A 15,410-nucleotide genomic window follows, 5' to 3' on the forward strand; every position below is an offset into this window, starting at 1 on the left:
CATCGGAAAACCATGCGCCCGGCGTCGGGGGGCTTCGCTTTCGTTCTCGACTGCCAGGCGCTTTACCCCGATTGGGTCGCAGCGCCGATGCCTCAATCTGGGCGCGCGCGCACGCAATCCGGCATTGCCGTTGGCCATGCCCCCGGCGTGCCCACCGTTTGTCCGGCGATGCATTGCTTCTCAATCTGGCGATCGGCCCTGGCCTGCCGGCGGCGCCGATCCGGCCCGACTCCGCTTCCGGCTCAGCTTTCCATGGCCAGCGCCCGGGCGTAGTGGCGCGGGGCAAGGCGGATGGTGAGCGCCGCGACGATGATGGCGCTCGCCGCATGCATCAGCCAGCCGGCGGCGTATCCGCCGGTAAGGTCATGCAGATTGGCGATGATCCACGGCGGCAGGGCCGCCAGCAGGAAGCCGCCGCCCTGCATCAGCGCCGACAGGGCGCCGGCCTGGAGCGGGTCCGGCAAATGATCAAGCGCCGTCACCATGGCCAGCGCAAACCAGCCGCCCAGACCCATGCCGACGATGATCGCCCATGCGGCGGGAGCCGCGGTTGGCCACAGGGCGAGGCCGGTGAACCCCGCGACCTGCAGGGCCAGCGTCAGCCAGAGCCAGGGGCGACGGTCGTCATGACCGCTGGCGAGAACGGGGAGCAGCAGGGCCGCCAGCGCCTGGCTGGCGGCCATCAGCGCCAGCAGGCCGCCGCTCGCGGCGCTGCCCCAGCCAAGTTCCTGCCAGGATGGCGACAGCCACGCCACCACCGACGAATAGCCGCCGTTGACCAGGCCAAAGCACGCCATCAGCAGCCAGACGCGCGGGCGTTTGATCAGACGCCAGGCCGGATTGGCTCGCGCTGACGGGCCTGTCCTGTCCGCCGGCAGGGTCGCCGCCGCCAAGGCCACAGCCGCCAAAGCCGGCAGGGCGAGGAAGGCGAGACCGGCGCGCCAGCTTCCTGTGAGCGACGCCGCCAGGGGTGAAAGTTGTGCGCCGAGCGCGCCGCCGCACATCAGCATGGATGAATAGAGGCCGGTGACGGCGCCAACCCGATCCGGAAACTGCTGTTTGATGACGCCGGGAAACACCGCCTGGACGACAGCGACGCCAAGCCCGATCAGCGCGGCGGTGGCGATCAGCAGCCAGCCTGGCCCGGGGACCAGACGCAGCAGGGAGCCAGCGCCAATGACCGCGAGAGAGACAATGACAGCCCGGCGGGCGCCGACGCCCGCCTGCAATCCTGGCCCCGCGAAGGCGACGAGGCCCATCAGCAGCATTGGCGCCAGGGTGAGCAGGGACATGCCTTGCAGGCTGAGGCCCGTGTCAGCCTGAATGGCCGGCGCCAGCGGGCCGACGCCGGTGATGAACGGACGCAGATTGAGCCCGACAATTGCCACGGCCGCGACCAGCAGCGCCCGGCTGGCGCCGGATTTTGCCCGGGAAAGGGGAGGCGTCGCGCCGTCGCCAGTATTCTCGCCCTGGAGCCGGGCGACTGTTTCAGTTGGGCGCGCGCTGGCCGTCGCGGGGTGTTTCACGCGTCAGATCCGGCGGCGGGAGGCTGGCGTTTTTTCCACGCCGCGTAAGGCTCCGGCTCCGAGCCTGGCGCCAACATCGGCTGGTGGCGGATGATCATGGACTGTTCGGCGTGCGGCAGGGACAACTCCGCCTGTAGCGCCGCCGTTGACAGGCCAAAGGAGGCGCCGTCGTCGTTGGAGAAGGCGTAGACCACTTCCCTCACGCCGGCGAGGCGCATCGCCGCCATGCACATGGGGCAAGGCTGGCCGCTGGCGTAGACCGCGCAGCCGGACAGGTCTGGCGAACCCAGTTTTTGGCTGGCCGCCCGCACGGCGAGTAATTCCGCGTGGGCGGTTGGATCGTGGCTTCGGGCGATCTCGTTGACGCCGGTGGCAAGGACGGCGCCGTCGCGCACGAGCACCGCGCCGAACGGACGTCCGCCGTTCGCGACGTTGGCGCGCGCCAGTTCAATGGCTTCGCACAGGAAGCGGCGGTCCCGCAGGTCCTTGTCGTCATTGATCATGGTTCTGTCCTGAATTATCTGGCGCCAGCCGCCGTGAGAATTTGCGCGATGGCGCGATAACCGCGCTGCCGGGCGTGGGCGAGGGGCGTGACCCCATCGTGATCGGCCAGATTGACATTGGCCCCCGCGTCCAGCAGCAAGCGGACGATCTGCTGATGCGCTGGCCCGCCGTCACTGAGGATGATGGCCTCCAGCAAGGCGGTCCAGCCCAGCCGGTTGATGTGGTCAACAGCAACGCCGGCCTCTGTCAGCAGGCGCACTGTCTCGACATGGCCGCGCTCCGCCGCCGGGATCAGGGCCGTGCCGCCGAAGCGGTTGACGCTCTTCAGGTCCGCGCCGTGCGCCAGGGCCAGCTTCAGGATCTCAAGCCGCCCCCGGGCTCCGGCATAGAGGTAGGGGCTGTCCTGGATGCTGTCCTTCGCGTTCACGTCGGCGCCAGCCGCGATGAGCGCTTCGGCGGCGGCGATGCTGTTGGCGTGCGTCGCGACCAGCAGGGACGTGGCGCCGGCCAGGTTGCGCCCGTCAACAGGCGCGCCGGCGGCCAGAAGTCTCCGGACAGCGGCGACATCGTTGTTTGCCGCGGCGTCGTGCAGGTCACTGACCATCCTGGCTACTCCCGGAGTCGTTGCTGGCGCGGCGCGGGGCGTGGTCGCGCCGGTGATCGCAACCAGCGCCAGACTGGCGCAGGCGATCGTCAGGGGCAGTTTCGACATGGAGCTCTCCCACGGCGCATCCTGGGCAATTCCCGATCTACGTGGATCGGGTATTGCGCCTGTTTCCCCTGTTTTGAGCGAATTCTGATCAACCAGACGATTCCGTCGGGTCGGAAAGCGCTTTGGCGATGGCCGCGCCGCCACGGATAGTGCCCGGAATATATGATATTTAAAAATTAAATGATTTAATCGATATTATTATATATTTGAATGATGAGCATGAGGATCGCCGCCATGCCCGATCCGCGCCTGCTGCGTGCGTTCGTCGCGATTGTTGACGCCGGGGGATTCACCCAGGCGGCCGCGCGCCTCAATGTCACCCAGTCCACCATCAGCCAGCAACTGGCCCGGCTGGAGGAGGCTGTCGGCCAGTCGTTGATTGATCGGGCGGCGCGGCCGGTCATGCCCAGTCCGGCCGGCGAGCGCCTGCTGGGACACGCGCGGCGCATCCTGGCCCTGCAGGAGGAAGCGCGAAGGCTTCTCGCCGATCCCGCAGGCGTCACCGCGATCCGCATCGGCATGGCCGAGGACATCGTCACGGCGCCGATGATGGCGCTGTTCGCGCGCTTCGCCGCCCGGCGTCGCGAAGTTCGCCTCGACGTCGCCTCTGGCCTGAGCCGGGATCTGGCCCGTCGCTATCGTGACGGTGAGTTCGATATCGTGGTGCTGAAGGAAGCGGAGCCGGGGCCCGGCAGTCGCGCCAGTTTTCCGGAGCCGCTGGCCTGGTTCGAAAGCGTCGATAGCGTCGGGGACTGGCCCGATCCGCTGCCGCTGGTGACATTTCCGGCCGGCGGACTGTATCGCGACGCCATGTTCGCGCGCGCCGAGCGGGAGGGGCTCGGCTGGTACGTCGCCTTCTCCGGCAGCAGTCTGCACAACGTGCTGGTGGCGGTGGAAGCGGGGCTTGGCGTCTCGCTCCTGCCCGTCAACGCGGCGCGGGGGCGGCGGTTGCGCCGCCATGCCGGCCTGGGGAGCGAGCCCGCCATGGTCACCACCGTCTACGTCGCGGAGCCGGTTGGTCCGGTTTCCGGGCTGGCGGACGGCATGATCGCCGTGCTGTCGGCGCGGGCGCATGCCGGAGGCGGCGACGGACCGCAGGACGGCCCGCCAGCCTGAAGGCCCGGCGCCGCGCGCGTCAGGGGTCAGTGCGTTGAAATCGGCTTGCCGATGGCGCGCCACACGGTCCCGTCGAACTCCTGCAACTGCATCTTGTTGTACATGCTGTAATTGTCAGGCGTGATGGTGAGGCTGACGTCGGGCAGCATCATCGGCGGGCGGTAGTCGCGCACCTGTTTGGCGGTGGCCATCAGGCGCTCCTGGGTGACGTCCTTGCCAGTTTTCTCGACGATGTTGCGGATCAGGTCGCCGATGACGTAGCCGAAGACGTTGCTGCCGTTGGTCTGGTCGCCGCGCGGATAGTATTTGTCCATCCAGGCCTTCCACGCCAGGGTTTCCGGATCATCTTTCCAGCGCGCGTCGGTCGGGTCCTTCAGCACCGCCGCCGTCACCACGCCCCTGGCGTTTTCCAGGCCAGCGTTCTTGAAGGTGGGGTTCACCGAGGCGGCGATGTAGCTGAGATAAATCTTCGGCTTCCAGCCCATGGCGCCCATCTTCTGCAGGGCCTGGCTGGTCTGCTTGGAGTAGGAGCCCATGATCAGCGTGTCGGCGCCGGAGGCCTTCAGCGCCAGGATCTTGGAGTCGACCGTCGGGTCAGTCAGTTCGTAGCTTTCCTTCGCCACGATCATTTTGTCGGCCTTGTCGCCAAGGCCGATCTGCACGCCCCGCAGATAATCCTTGCCGAAGTCGTCGTTCTGGTAGAACACGCCGATCCTGGCGTCCGGATTGGCCTGCAGGATCGCCTTCGCGTACAGCCTGGCCTCGCCGTAATAGGTGGGCAGGCCCGGCATGCTCAGCGGCGCGCTCTTCGGCTCCTGGAAGACATGCGAGCCGGACATGACGAACAGTTGCGGAATACCCTTCACGTGCAGGTATTTCTGGATGGCCATGCCGGTCGGGGTGCCGCTCTGGCCGAACAGGGCGAAGATATCGTCCTGCTCCACCAGCTTGCGGGTCTGTTCCACGGCTTTGGGCGGGCTGAGGGCGTCGTCGCGCAGCAACACCCTGATCTTGCGACCGTTCACGCCGCCTTCGTCGTTCACCTTGGCGAAATAGGCCTCGAAGGCATAGCCGAGAACGCCATAGGCTGAAGCCGGGCCGCTCAGGGGCTGCAGGGTTCCCAAACGGATTTCCGTATCCGAAACGCCCGGAACGCTGGCGGCGACGGCCGCGCCGCCGACGCCAATCGCCACCGACAGACCAATGACGCCCGCACAAAACCTGCGCGTGATTTTCATCGTGTTTCCTCACCTCGCGCCGGCTGCGATATGCGGTGTGCGCCGGCTTGCCCGGACGTTAGGCGCAGGCGCCGCCGGCCGTCAATTTGGGGATGCGTCGCAGCTGTGGGCGGTTTGAAAGGTCCGGGCGGCTGGGGGCTCTCCGGGCTGGCGAACCTGACGTTTGCGTGAATTTTCGGAACAAAATCCCCTGACGGCTGTTCCCCAGAAGTCATTCCCGAAGTCATTCCGGTATTTTTCCAACCTATTCTGCACTCTTGTGCAGTTTGGCGCCCGCATGCGCCGTTTTTCAGTCGGATGCGGGGAAATTCTCCGGAGTGAACGCACAACCATGGAGGCATATCGATGGGTAGGGGGATTTTGCTATGGCTGCTTGGCGTGCCGATCCCGATTATTCTGCTGCTCTGGTTGATTGGACGCTGACAATGTCAGTCAGGCGAAGCAGATGTGACGTCCTCCGGAGCAAGGCGCGCGGATCGCGCGTCAGATGCTTCGGGAATTGGGCGATTTTACTGAAACCTGGTTCAGCAGGGGCCGTCGCGGCCGCCACGGTGCATCCCGTTGCGGAGCGGCGCGTCCAGGGAGGCCGCCATGTCCCGTATCGATGAAATGTCCCGCGCCGATGACATTCTGATCGCAGCCGGCGCCGGGGCTCCGGAGCGGCCGATGAACTGGGCGGCGGCCTTTGCCGGCGCCGCCGTGGCCATCGCTGTCGCCATCATCCTGATGATGATCGCGGCGGGGCTTGGTCTTTCCGTCATCTCTCCGTGGAGCGGCGAAGGCGTTTCAGTCAAAAGCGCGCTGGTCACCGGCGGCATCGCGCTGATCGTGATCCAGTGGATCGCGTCCGCCGCCGGCGGTTACATCGCCGGCCGCATGCGCGCTGGCTGGGCGGGGCTGCGCAGCGATGAAACTTTCTTCCGCGATACCGTGCACGGTCTCGTCGCCTGGACGGTGGCGGCGCTGATCATGATGGGCGTCGCCGCTTCGTCTGCTTTTTCGGTCGCCGGAACCGGCGTCAGGGCTGCGGCTTCGGTTGCCGGAGCGGCGGTCACGACGGCCGGCGGCGTCGCCGACAGCGGCCTCGACTATTACGTCGACGGCATGCTGCGTCCAGGCCAGGCGGCCAATGTCCAGCCGATGCGCCCGGAAACGGTGAAGGAAGTCTCGCGGATCGTTGCCCGGGCCGCGGCGACCGGAAGCCTGCCGCAGGGCGACAGGACCTATATGGCCGGCGTGATCGCCAACGCCACAGGCGTGTCGCAGGCCGATGCGGAGGCGCGGATCAACAGCGCCATCCAGGGGCTGGAAAGCCTGAAGCAGGAGGCGAAGCAGCAAGCGGACGCGGCGCGCAAGGCAAGCGCCGCCACAGCCCTGGCCGCCGCTCTGGCCCTGTGCATCGGCGCATTCGTCGCCTGCGTGGCGGCGGTTCTGGGCGGCCGCGCCCGGGATGAATTCGCTTATGAGACGTAACGGCGGCTCATGTTCATCACGTCGCCACAACATAGCCGGCGCGCCCCTCGGGCGCGCCGCGTCGCCGGCGGCGCGCCTGGTAAGGTTCTGGTCGGGGAAGCGCCATATCTCGTTAATTTGAAACGGTTTCTCTGGAAAAATGGACGCTGCCTTTCCCCGGAACACTCTGGCCGGAACCATTCGGGCAGCCGTCTCATTGCTCCCCAGAAGCCGGATGCGCAACCTGGGGGCCCGCATGAGCGATGCGCTTGCCGCGGCGTTGACCGCGGATCTTGAAATTGTCCTGCGCCTGTTTTGCGGCATGCTCGCCGGCATCGTGGTGGGGTGGGAGCGCACCCTCAAACAGAGCTACGCCGGCATCCGTACGTTTGGGCTGGTCGGTCTCGGCACGGCGACAGCGGCAGCCATTTTCTCCGCCGCCACCGAAGGTGATGAGGCCAGTCGCGTGGTGCAGGGCATCCTGACCGGAGTCGGTTTTCTGGGCGCCGGGGTCATCACCATTGCCCGCACCACTGCGGAAATCAAAGCCGGGGAGAATGGCGGACCTGAGAAAAAAGACAGGGAAATGCACGCCAGGGGGCCGTCTGGCCTGACCACCGCGGCGGCTATCTGGGTGACGGCCGCCCTGGGCTGCGCGGCCGGGCTGGGTGACTTTCATCTTGCGATTATCGGCGCCGGCCTGGCGCTGGTGCTGCTCGTCGTCGATCATTCCATTGAGCGCCTGGCCGGGCGGCGGCGAAACTGAGGCCACTGGAACACGGGAATGGTCCGGCAGGCGGATTTGTCATCAGTTCCAGATGAACAAAACCGGGCTTCGCGGCGTTGTCCAATGTAGATACCCCAAAAGATGGAGCATATCCTATGGACTGGAATCGCGTTGAAGGAAACTGGAAGCAGGTCAAAGGCCAGATCAAGGAGCAGTGGGGAAAACTTACTGACGATGATCTGGATGTGATTGCCGGAAAGCGGGATCAGCTCGAAGGAAAGCTTCAGGAGCGTTATGGTTTGGCGAAAGACAAGGCGAAGGCCGATATCGACAGCTGGTATGATCGTCAGACCTGGTCGTGATCCGGGCGTCGCGCAGACAACCAGAAACCCGCCGCTATTCGCGGCGGGTTTCTGGTTTGTGAATGCGGGCGTGGCGGCCGCGCAAGCATTTCCGGTGAAACCTGTTTACAGAAAACGCTCAATGTCTTTGATCTGGCGCATTTTTTCCCGAAAAGTGGGCGTAAATTTGCCAGAAAGCGCTATTGTTGACGAATTTAATCTTTGTATCCACCGTCACATCATGCGTTGGGCAAAGGTAAAATTTATAAATTCCATCACAAAATCAACAAGTTGCTGATGTTTTTGTTTTCGGCCTGCGCTCCGCCGCCCGGCTTCGCGGGACGCGCATGTCACCGCTAGCGGCTGGCGGGCGCGACGCTTTGCTTTGCGCCGTCGCCATGCTTCCCGTCGTCGTTCTTGACAGCGTCGTTCTTGCCGGCGCCGCTCTTGCCAGCGTCGTTCTTGCTGACGTCGTTTTTGTCGTCCTGATTGATGTACACCGTCGCGGTCATGCCAGCGACGAGATTGACCCCTTCCGGCGCCGGGTCGAGCTTGATGCGCACCGGAATGCGCTGGGCGAGGCGCACCCAGCTGAAGGTGGGATTGATGTTGGCCAGCAGGCCCGACCCGATGGTGCGTTCGCGATCCTCGATGCCGGCGGCGATGCTCTCCACGCGACCATGCAGCGGCGCTGGCTGGCCCATCAGCCAGATCGTGACGCTGTCGCCGACGTGGACGCGATTGAGCTTGGTTTCCTCCAGGTAGGCTTCCACCCGCAGTGAATCCGTGTCGATCAGGGCGACCTTCGCCACGCCGGCGGCGAGATAGTCGCCGGGTCGGACTGTGAAGTTGGTGATTGTCCCGGTGACAGGCGCCCGCACTTCCGAGCGCTCCAGATTGAGCCGGGCGAGATCCCGGGCGGCGGTTGCCTGCTGCAGCGCCGCCGAGGCGCTGTCCAGCGCCAGCTGCGCCTGTTCGGTCTTTTGCTGGGACACCACGTCGCCCAACTTCTCGTAGCGTTTCAGCTCGCGCCCGGCCTGCTCCAGCGTCGCCTTGCTGCCGGCGAGGGCGGCCTCGGATTGCCGAAGGGCGATGGTGAAGCGGGCGGGATCGATGCGAAACAGCACGTCGCCGGCCTTCACCGGCTGGTTGTCCTGCACGAGCACCTCGCTCACCAGTCCGGAGACATCGGGAGCGACGCCGACGATGTCGGCGCGCACCTTGGCGTCGCGGGTCCAGGGATCGCTCATGTAATGGCCCCAGAGCGCCCGTCCGGCGAAAAAAGCCGCGACGCACATGAGCAGGGTGACGAGAATGCGCGCCAGGCCGCGCAAGGAGAAAGTCATGACAGCCACCACCGTGACAGATTGAAGACGCCCAGAAGCAGGACGACGTAAAGCGCGATGTCGAACAGGCCCCGGTGCCAGACCAGGGCGTAAAAGCCGGCCCAGGCCAGCGCCCGGCGAACGATCAGGCTGACAGCCAGCGTCGCCAGCATCAGCGCCAGCAGCGTCGGCACATAGACGCCGTAAATATCGATTTCCCCAGTCATGCGACGTCCACTTTCCGAGACGGTTCATTGTTCTGGCGCACATCGGCCGCCGCGGCGGAAATCGCGACGCCTCCCGCAACGGTCAGCGGCGGCGGCGGCGCCTCCGGGCACAGGATGCGGCGCAGGCCGACCAGCGCGTCGAGGGCGCGGCGCGACCCGGCGTCCTGATCGGTAAGGGCCCTGGCCATGGCCGCGTCGATGGCCGTGGCCAGACTTTCGGGCGCGGCGACCAGCCGGTCCTCAGCCTGGCGGGCGCGATACAACGCCGCCACTCCCTGCAGCACCGCGTCATAGGCGGCGATCCTGGCCGGGGATTGCTGGCGACGGGCCTTCTGCAGCTCGATGATGTTGAAGCCAACGCGCACCTCAGAGTAGCCGTCGACCCGGGCCAGTTCGCGGTCGCCCAGCGTCGCCAGGCGCGGCACCAGCTGGCCAAGCCGGTCGAGCATGCGGCCGGCGAGCCGTTGCGGATCGTCGCGCCGGTAGCCGGCGGCGGCGTCGGCGATATCGCGCCAGCCGGCCCGCACCAGCCGCCAGGCGGCGATCTCGGAGCCAAATGGCCGGGTGGCCACATACCAGACATAGGCGAACAGCAGACCGGCGACGGCGGCGACGCCCCCATTGATGAAGCTGGCGAAGTCGGCGTCATAGCGGTTTTGCATGGCGACGAACGAAGCCGTGTTGGTCGCCAGCATCAGCCCGAGCATGGTGTATTGCGGCCGCGACATCATCAGGCCAATCATCAGGAACGGCGGGGCGAACACCAGCGCCAGCATTTCGAAATCGTGGATCGCCGGCAGAATGGCGAACAGATAAACGGCGGCGACAAGCACGCTCACAGCCGTCCAGATGGTCATGAACCTGGCCTGGGGGGCAGGCTGGTCGAGCGCGCCGAAAAAGCAGCAGGAGACCGCTGTCATCATGACCGCGCCGCCGCCGGCGGACCAGCCGGTGGCGATCCAGAAAGCGCTGGCGAGCAGGGTGGCGACGACGCAGGTCGCAGCCGAAAACAGCATCATGCCGTAGTCATAGTGACGCACCGTGCGCACCACCTGGCGGTGACGGAAGCGCGGACGCCAGGGAGCCGCCGGGCCTTCGCTGGCGATATCCCGCATTAGGTCGAGGCAATCGCCCCACAGGGCGACGATTTCGCCCAGCCGGTCGAGGGCGCTGCCCTGGATCAGATCGCGCCAGTCTTGCGGCGCTTCGCGGCGCAGCGCGTGGATGTCGGCGAGAATGTCGTCGGCCATCGCCGGATCGCCGTTGCGGCCGCTGGCGAACCACGCTGTCGCCCGCGCCAGCAGCGCTGACAACTCCGCCGGCAGTCCGGACGTGGCTTTGGCTATGGCCGGGGCCGCCGTATCCGCTGGGGCGGGCGGATCGCCGGTCCGCAGGGCGTGCATGCGGTCGGCGAGCGACGACAGCAACGGCAGCATCATCATCAGCCGGCCGCGCAGTTCGCGGGCGCGGGGCGCAAGATCGCGGGCGGTGGGATCGAAGGCAAGCTGGGTGATCAGCATATCCAGCCCGCCGATGTCGGCCGCCAGCTTCTGCCGGCGCAGCGGCGTCATGGGCAGGGCGCCTTCGCCGCGCAGGATTTCGGTCGCCCATGAGGCGGCGTCGTCGATCCAGCTGGTGACCGAGCTGGCGAGCGTTCCGCGCATGCTGGTGGGAAACACCACCGCGCCAACGATGGTGGCGCAGGTGATGCCGAGGATGATCTCCTCGCTGCGCGCCACGGCCACGTCAAAGATGGTTTCCGGCGCGCTGACGGCGGGCAGGGCGATGATTGGCAGGCTGTAGCCGGCGAGCATGAAGATGTAGCTGCGCGGCGTCCGGATCATCAGCGAAATGTAGAGCAGCGTACCGGTCCACAGGGCGACGACCAGACTCAGCAGTTCCGGCGAGTCGATCAGCAGCGGCACGAAGAATACCGAGGCGCTGGCGCCGATCAGGGTGCCCAGCGCCCGGTAAAGCCCCTTCGAGGCCGTGGCGCCCGAAAGCGGGTTCGAGACAATATAAACCGCCGCCATCGCCCAGTAGGGACGCGACAGGTCAAACGCCAGCGCGATATACAGCGCCAGCATGGCCGCGAGAAAGGCCTTGCCGGAGAACAGCCACTCGCGAAGGGTGGGCAGGTCAGCCGTCACGGGCGGCTCCGCTCTGGCTGGCGGCCGCGGCTTCGATGGCCTTGAGCACGCGCATGGTCGCCTCCAGATCGCTGGCCGGCATGCCGTCCAGCGTGGCGGCGCGGGCGCCATTGAGCGCCTTTTCAATCTTGCCGACAAGTTGCTCGCCATCCGCCGTCAGCCAGATGGCGTTGGCGCGGCGGTCCTCCGGGTGGGCGCGACGTTCAATGAGGCCGGCGTCGGCAAGCTGGTCAAGCAGACGAACCAGCGAGGCGCCTTCGATGCCGATGCGCGCGGCGAGGGTGATCTGGCGGACGCCGCCGCCAAGCCGGCTGACCCAGATCAGCGGCATGGCCAGGGCTTCCGACAGGCCCAGCGACTTCAGTTCCGCTTCGGCAATGCGCCGCCATTGCCGCCCGCTCTGGAGCAGTTGCGATGTCAGCGCCCGTCGCAGGGTGTCGTCACGGTTCATGCCAATCAGTTAGTAGGCAAATTATCAGCAGGCAAACCAATACAGCCATGCGAATAATGCATACATATGACAGTTGTGTGTAGCGCGCCATGCGCACGACGTGACAGTTGGTTGGTCAGAACAGGCAAGCCCTGGGGCAGTTGGTGGCCGGTCCTGCGGTCATGAGCCGGCGAGAGCCCCCGGGCGCGGATGATGCAGCGCTGCCCTGGCATTCGCTGGATGGCTCACGGCGGCCATGCCTGACCAGCGTACAAACAACGTTGTTACAAAACAGGTCGGGCGCCGCTCGCCGCAGGAGAAGCGTGAATGCCCGCGACTGGCGCGGGCATGAGGTTTGCAGGACGGCGTAGGGGAAACGTGGTCGGGATCGTGGGCCTGCGCGGCGGTCGTCCATGACGTTGGTGGGGCGCGCCTTTATTCCGGCGCGCCTGGGGCAATCTTCGCCAGCGACACCAGCAGGCGCTCGCGCAGATCGCGCAACTCGGCGTAGCGCTCGAAATGCGGGGTATTGTCGAGCAGGGCGCGGGTCACATCGCCAGGATCGTTGTTGAACTGCACCAGGATGGCGCGGTTGTTGGCCCGGATTTTCTCCTGGACCTCAATGGTCTCCTGGTCGATGTCCCTGAGTTCCGCCCGGAGCGCCTCTTCATCGATCATGATCTGCCTCCCTGCCGCCGCCGTCATCCTGCTGGCCATGCGCGGCGGCGACGCATGCTTCAGCGAAGGGAAACATTCCCCCTCCGGTCCGGCCTCAGAGCGGCGGGCGCCGCTTGTGCCAGTTCGTGTGACTCTGGAACGCATGCCCCGCGTTGACCAGCCGGGCTTCATCAAAATGTCGGCCAACCAGCTGGAAACCGATGCATCCGCCATTGGCTGCGGCGCCAGCGGGCAGGGTAATGGTTGGGCTGCCGGTCATGTCGAACGGGCAGTTGAAGCGCAGGACCCCCTGAAGAACGGAGGGATCGCTGGTGATGCTGGCCATTTTCGCCAACGTCGGCGCGGCGAAACCGAGCGCCGGCATGGCGATCAGGTCGACATCCTGGAACAGGGCGCGGACCTGTCCGCGAAACGCCTCCCGCCGCAGCACGATTTTCTGGTAATCCATGGCGGAGAGCTTCTGCCCCAGCTCGATAAAGCTGGCGAGGCCCGGGCCGTAAGCCTCCTTGTGAGCCGGATACAACTTTTCATGGGCGACGGCTGTTTCGACGCCGCACAGGGGCGTCCAGTCGTCAATCACCTGCGTGGGATCAGGAAAGTTGATTTCCCGGATCTCCGCTCCAAGCCGGGCCAGCGTCCGCAGCGCTTCATCAAAGGCCGCGCCGGTTTCTTCATCGACGCCCTTGCTGACAAGGCGGCTGTCGACGCCGATGATCACGCCGCGCACATCGTCGCGCAGATCCGCGAGATAATCCGGCACGGGCTCGGGCGCGGCGGTCGGATCTTTCGGGTCCGCGCCCGCGATAGCCCCGAGCATGGCCCCGCAGTCGACGGCGCTGCGCGCCATCGGGCCGATGTGATCAAGCGTCGCCGCCAGTTCGAAGGCGCCGTAGCGACTGACGCGGCCCCAGGTCGGCTTGAGCCCGGTGACGCCGTTGCAGGTGGAGGGCAGCCGGATGGAGCCGCCCGTATCGGTGCCGATGGAGCCGTAGCAGAGGCCGGCGGCGGTCGCCACGCCGGAGCCGCTGGAGGAAACGCCGGTCCAGAGATCTGGATTCCATGGGTTCACCGGCGGATCGATATCGGGATGATGCAGGCCGAGCGCGCCTTCGGTCTGCTGCAGCTTGCCCAGGATCACCGCGCCGGCGGCGCGCAGACGCGCCACGACCGCGCCGTCCTCCGCCGGCCGGTTCTCCCGCAGCAACGGCATGCCGTGGGCGGTTGGCGTGTCCTTCATCCAGCACAGGTCCTTCACCGCCACCGGAACGCCGTGCAGCGGGCCGCGCGACCTGCCTTCCGCAAGCTCCTGTTCGGCAACCTGCGCCTCGGCCAGCGCCGTCTCCGCCGTGATCGTGGAAAAACTCTTCAACGCGCCGTCAAGGCGGTTGATGCGATCCAGCGCCGCCCTGGCGACTTCCACCGGCGAAAGTCGCCGGGCCCGGATGCTTTCGCCAAGCTCGACCAGCCCCAGATATTGCGGATCGTCGCCAGCCATCGTCTCTCCCCGTCAGTCGGACTCAATTTTCAGGACGCGAGCCTGACATACCGCCGCGATGCGAACAAACCCGGGATGTTCACAGAGACGCGGTCAGGGCCGGGGCTTTCCCTGAACAGGGGCGTGCGGCAAAAGAAGAGACGTCAATCACAATGAAAACCGATGGGTGGAGACACGGTCATGGCAGGACAATTTGGGGCGCAATCCACAACAGATGAGGTGCTTGCGGGCGTTGATCTGACGGGAAAACGCTTCCTCGTCACTGGCGTATCAGCCGGTTTAGGCGTGGAAACCGCCCGGGCGCTGGCGGCGCGCGGCGCCGACGTGGTGGGGGCGGCGCGCGATCTGGCCAAAGCGGAGCGCGCGACCGCGGAGGTGCGCGCGGCTGCCGCGGCGGGGGGCGGCGGCCTGGAGCTGACCGAACTGGATCTGGCTTCGCTGGCCAGCGTTCGCGCCTGCGCCGACCGGCTGCTGGCGGATGGCCGGCCGTTTGATGTGGTGATCGCCAACGCCGGCGTGATGACCACGCCCTTCGGCCACACCGCGGACGGTTTCGAAACCCAGTTCGGCACCAACCATCTGGGCCATTTCGTGTTCGTCAATCGCATCGCCCCGCTGATCCGCGATGGCGGGCGCTTCGTCAGCCTCTCGTCATCGGCGCACCGCCTGTCGGACGTTGATCTGGACGACCCCAACTTTGCCCGGACCACGTATGACCGTTGGGGCGCCTATGGCCGCTCGAAAACCGCCAACGCCCTGTTCGCGGTGGAGTTCGATCGTCGCCACCGTGATCGCGGCGTCCGCGCCTGCTCGCTGATGCCTGGCATGATCCAGACCGAGCTGGGCCGGCATATGCGGGACGAGGACCGCGAGGCCCTGAGGGCGCGGGCCAGCGCCGCCAGCGAGGCGGGCGGTCCGCCGCCGGTCTACAAGACGGTTCCGCAAGGGGCGGCGACCTCTGTCTGGGCGGCTGTTGTCGCCAGCGCGGACCAGGTTGGCGGGCGCTACTGCGAAAATTGCCAGGTGGCCGATGTCGTTGACGACAGCCGCCGCCGGGATGGCGCCCGCTCCTGGGCGCTGGATCCCGAAAGCGCCAGGCGGTTGTGGGTCAAAAGCGAGGAAATGACCGGCGAACGTTTCTGAGGTCAGGCGCCTCCTGTCGGATGGCGGCGACAGGCCGTCGGCGGCCAGTCTGAAATGGACGCCGACGGTATCCGGGCGGTCGAGGTCTGGCTGACGCCATGCGCCCGCCCCGGCAGACAGGGGCGGGCGCACTTCCGGGCGCGATGCGATCGGACGCAACTCCGCGGGAACCGTGAAGGAGTGGCCTGCGTGTTCGCGATGGAATGCTGGTTTGGGCTCTGGCGAACGTGATCGTCCGGAAACCCGCCGTCGCTGTCACGGTGACCGGTGGGGCAGGCGACGGGGCGGTCCAACTCGTCAGGCGCCCCAATCGGCCAGAGCCGGGTCGGAAACATTTCCCGCCGGG

16 protein-coding genes are annotated in these 15,410 nt (G+C 66.3%); 6 read left to right on the top strand and 10 right to left on the bottom strand.

The window, feature by feature from the left end:
- Window positions 1-242 precede the first annotated feature (242 nt).
- Genes IE243_RS01810 through IE243_RS01820 form a run of 3 tightly spaced genes read right to left on the bottom strand, consistent with a single transcriptional unit; the run spans window position 243 to window position 2,634 of the window.
- Window positions 243-1,526, bottom strand: coding sequence for a cyanate transporter (locus tag IE243_RS01810; protein ID WP_244642620.1), 1,284 nt, complete (start codon window positions 1,524-1,526; stop codon window positions 243-245).
- Entirely contained in the window at window positions 1,523-2,029 is a 507-nt protein-coding gene (locus tag IE243_RS01815) for a nucleoside deaminase (protein WP_191317615.1), read from the bottom strand. The genes IE243_RS01810 and IE243_RS01815 overlap by 4 nt, the downstream gene beginning before the upstream one ends.
- A 14-nt stretch (window positions 2,030-2,043) precedes the next feature.
- Entirely contained in the window at window positions 2,044-2,634 is a 591-nt protein-coding gene (locus IE243_RS01820) for an ankyrin repeat domain-containing protein (protein WP_244642724.1), read from the bottom strand.
- Window positions 2,635-2,976: 342 nt separating this feature from the next.
- On the opposite strand from IE243_RS01820, the gene IE243_RS01825 reads away from it, so the two are divergent.
- Window positions 2,977-3,858 carry a LysR family transcriptional regulator gene (locus IE243_RS01825; protein WP_191317617.1) on the top strand — a complete coding sequence of 294 codons (882 nt, stop codon included), beginning with the start codon at window positions 2,977-2,979 and terminating at the stop codon, window positions 3,856-3,858.
- Between the two features lie 26 nt (window positions 3,859-3,884).
- Here IE243_RS01825 and IE243_RS01830 read toward each other — a convergent pair whose 3' ends face one another.
- Window positions 3,885-5,096, bottom strand: a complete 1,212-nt coding sequence (locus IE243_RS01830) for an ABC transporter substrate-binding protein (protein ID WP_191317618.1) — start codon at window positions 5,094-5,096, stop codon at window positions 3,885-3,887.
- Window positions 5,097-5,687: 591 nt separating this feature from the next.
- On the opposite strand from IE243_RS01830, the gene IE243_RS01835 reads away from it, so the two are divergent.
- The 4 genes from IE243_RS01835 to IE243_RS01850 all read left to right on the top strand — a co-directional run bounded on the left by IE243_RS01835 (window position 5,688) and on the right by IE243_RS01850 (window position 7,914).
- Window positions 5,688-6,569 carry a hypothetical protein gene (locus IE243_RS01835; protein ID WP_191317619.1) on the top strand — a complete coding sequence of 294 codons (882 nt, stop codon included), beginning with the start codon at window positions 5,688-5,690 and terminating at the stop codon, window positions 6,567-6,569.
- 235 nt (window positions 6,570-6,804) lie between these two features.
- On the top strand, window positions 6,805-7,314 hold the full coding sequence (locus IE243_RS01840) for an MgtC/SapB family protein (protein ID WP_210319779.1): 510 nt from the start codon (window positions 6,805-6,807) through the stop codon (window positions 7,312-7,314).
- Between the two features lie 116 nt (window positions 7,315-7,430).
- Complete coding sequence (locus tag IE243_RS01845) at window positions 7,431-7,637, top strand: CsbD family protein (protein ID WP_191317620.1); 207 nt, start codon at window positions 7,431-7,433, stop codon at window positions 7,635-7,637.
- On the top strand, window positions 7,615-7,914 hold the full coding sequence (locus IE243_RS01850; RefSeq protein WP_191317621.1) for a hypothetical protein: 300 nt from the start codon (window positions 7,615-7,617) through the stop codon (window positions 7,912-7,914). Before IE243_RS01845 ends, IE243_RS01850 begins: the two co-directional genes overlap by 23 nt.
- A 58-nt stretch (window positions 7,915-7,972) precedes the next feature.
- Here the strand turns inward: IE243_RS01850 and IE243_RS01855 are convergent, their stop codons facing one another.
- The 6 genes from IE243_RS01855 to IE243_RS01880 form a co-directional block, all read right to left on the bottom strand.
- The gene (locus IE243_RS01855; protein ID WP_191317622.1) at window positions 7,973-8,962 is read right to left on the bottom strand and encodes an efflux RND transporter periplasmic adaptor subunit; all 990 of its coding nucleotides are present in this window, start codon (window positions 8,960-8,962) and stop codon (window positions 7,973-7,975) included.
- Window positions 8,959-9,168 carry a DUF1656 domain-containing protein gene (locus tag IE243_RS01860; RefSeq protein ID WP_191317623.1) on the bottom strand — a complete coding sequence of 70 codons (210 nt, stop codon included), beginning with the start codon at window positions 9,166-9,168 and terminating at the stop codon, window positions 8,959-8,961. The genes IE243_RS01855 and IE243_RS01860 overlap by 4 nt, the downstream gene beginning before the upstream one ends.
- Window positions 9,165-11,318 (bottom strand): FUSC family protein, encoded by a 2,154-nt coding sequence (locus IE243_RS01865; protein ID WP_191317946.1) that lies wholly within the window; start codon window positions 11,316-11,318, stop codon window positions 9,165-9,167. Before IE243_RS01865 ends, IE243_RS01860 begins: the two co-directional genes overlap by 4 nt.
- The gene (locus tag IE243_RS01870; protein WP_191317624.1) at window positions 11,308-11,769 is read right to left on the bottom strand and encodes a MarR family winged helix-turn-helix transcriptional regulator; all 462 of its coding nucleotides are present in this window, start codon (window positions 11,767-11,769) and stop codon (window positions 11,308-11,310) included. Before IE243_RS01870 ends, IE243_RS01865 begins: the two co-directional genes overlap by 11 nt.
- Before the next feature lie 414 nt (window positions 11,770-12,183).
- On the bottom strand, window positions 12,184-12,426 hold the full coding sequence (locus IE243_RS01875) for a hypothetical protein (protein ID WP_191317625.1): 243 nt from the start codon (window positions 12,424-12,426) through the stop codon (window positions 12,184-12,186).
- Window positions 12,427-12,520: 94 nt separating this feature from the next.
- On the bottom strand, window positions 12,521-13,921 hold the full coding sequence (locus IE243_RS01880; RefSeq protein ID WP_191317626.1) for an amidase: 1,401 nt from the start codon (window positions 13,919-13,921) through the stop codon (window positions 12,521-12,523).
- A gap of 180 nt (window positions 13,922-14,101) precedes the next feature.
- Here IE243_RS01880 and IE243_RS01885 point away from each other — a divergent pair, with 180 nt between their 5' ends.
- Window positions 14,102-15,064: an SDR family NAD(P)-dependent oxidoreductase gene (locus IE243_RS01885; RefSeq protein WP_191317627.1), complete on the top strand. Its 963-nt coding sequence runs from the start codon at window positions 14,102-14,104 to the stop codon at window positions 15,062-15,064.
- The last annotated feature ends 346 nt before the right edge of the window (window positions 15,065-15,410 follow it).

The sequence above is a fragment of the Camelimonas fluminis genome, from assembly GCF_014656355.1.
Taxonomy (GTDB): Bacteria; Pseudomonadota; Alphaproteobacteria; order Rhizobiales; family Beijerinckiaceae; genus Camelimonas; species Camelimonas fluminis.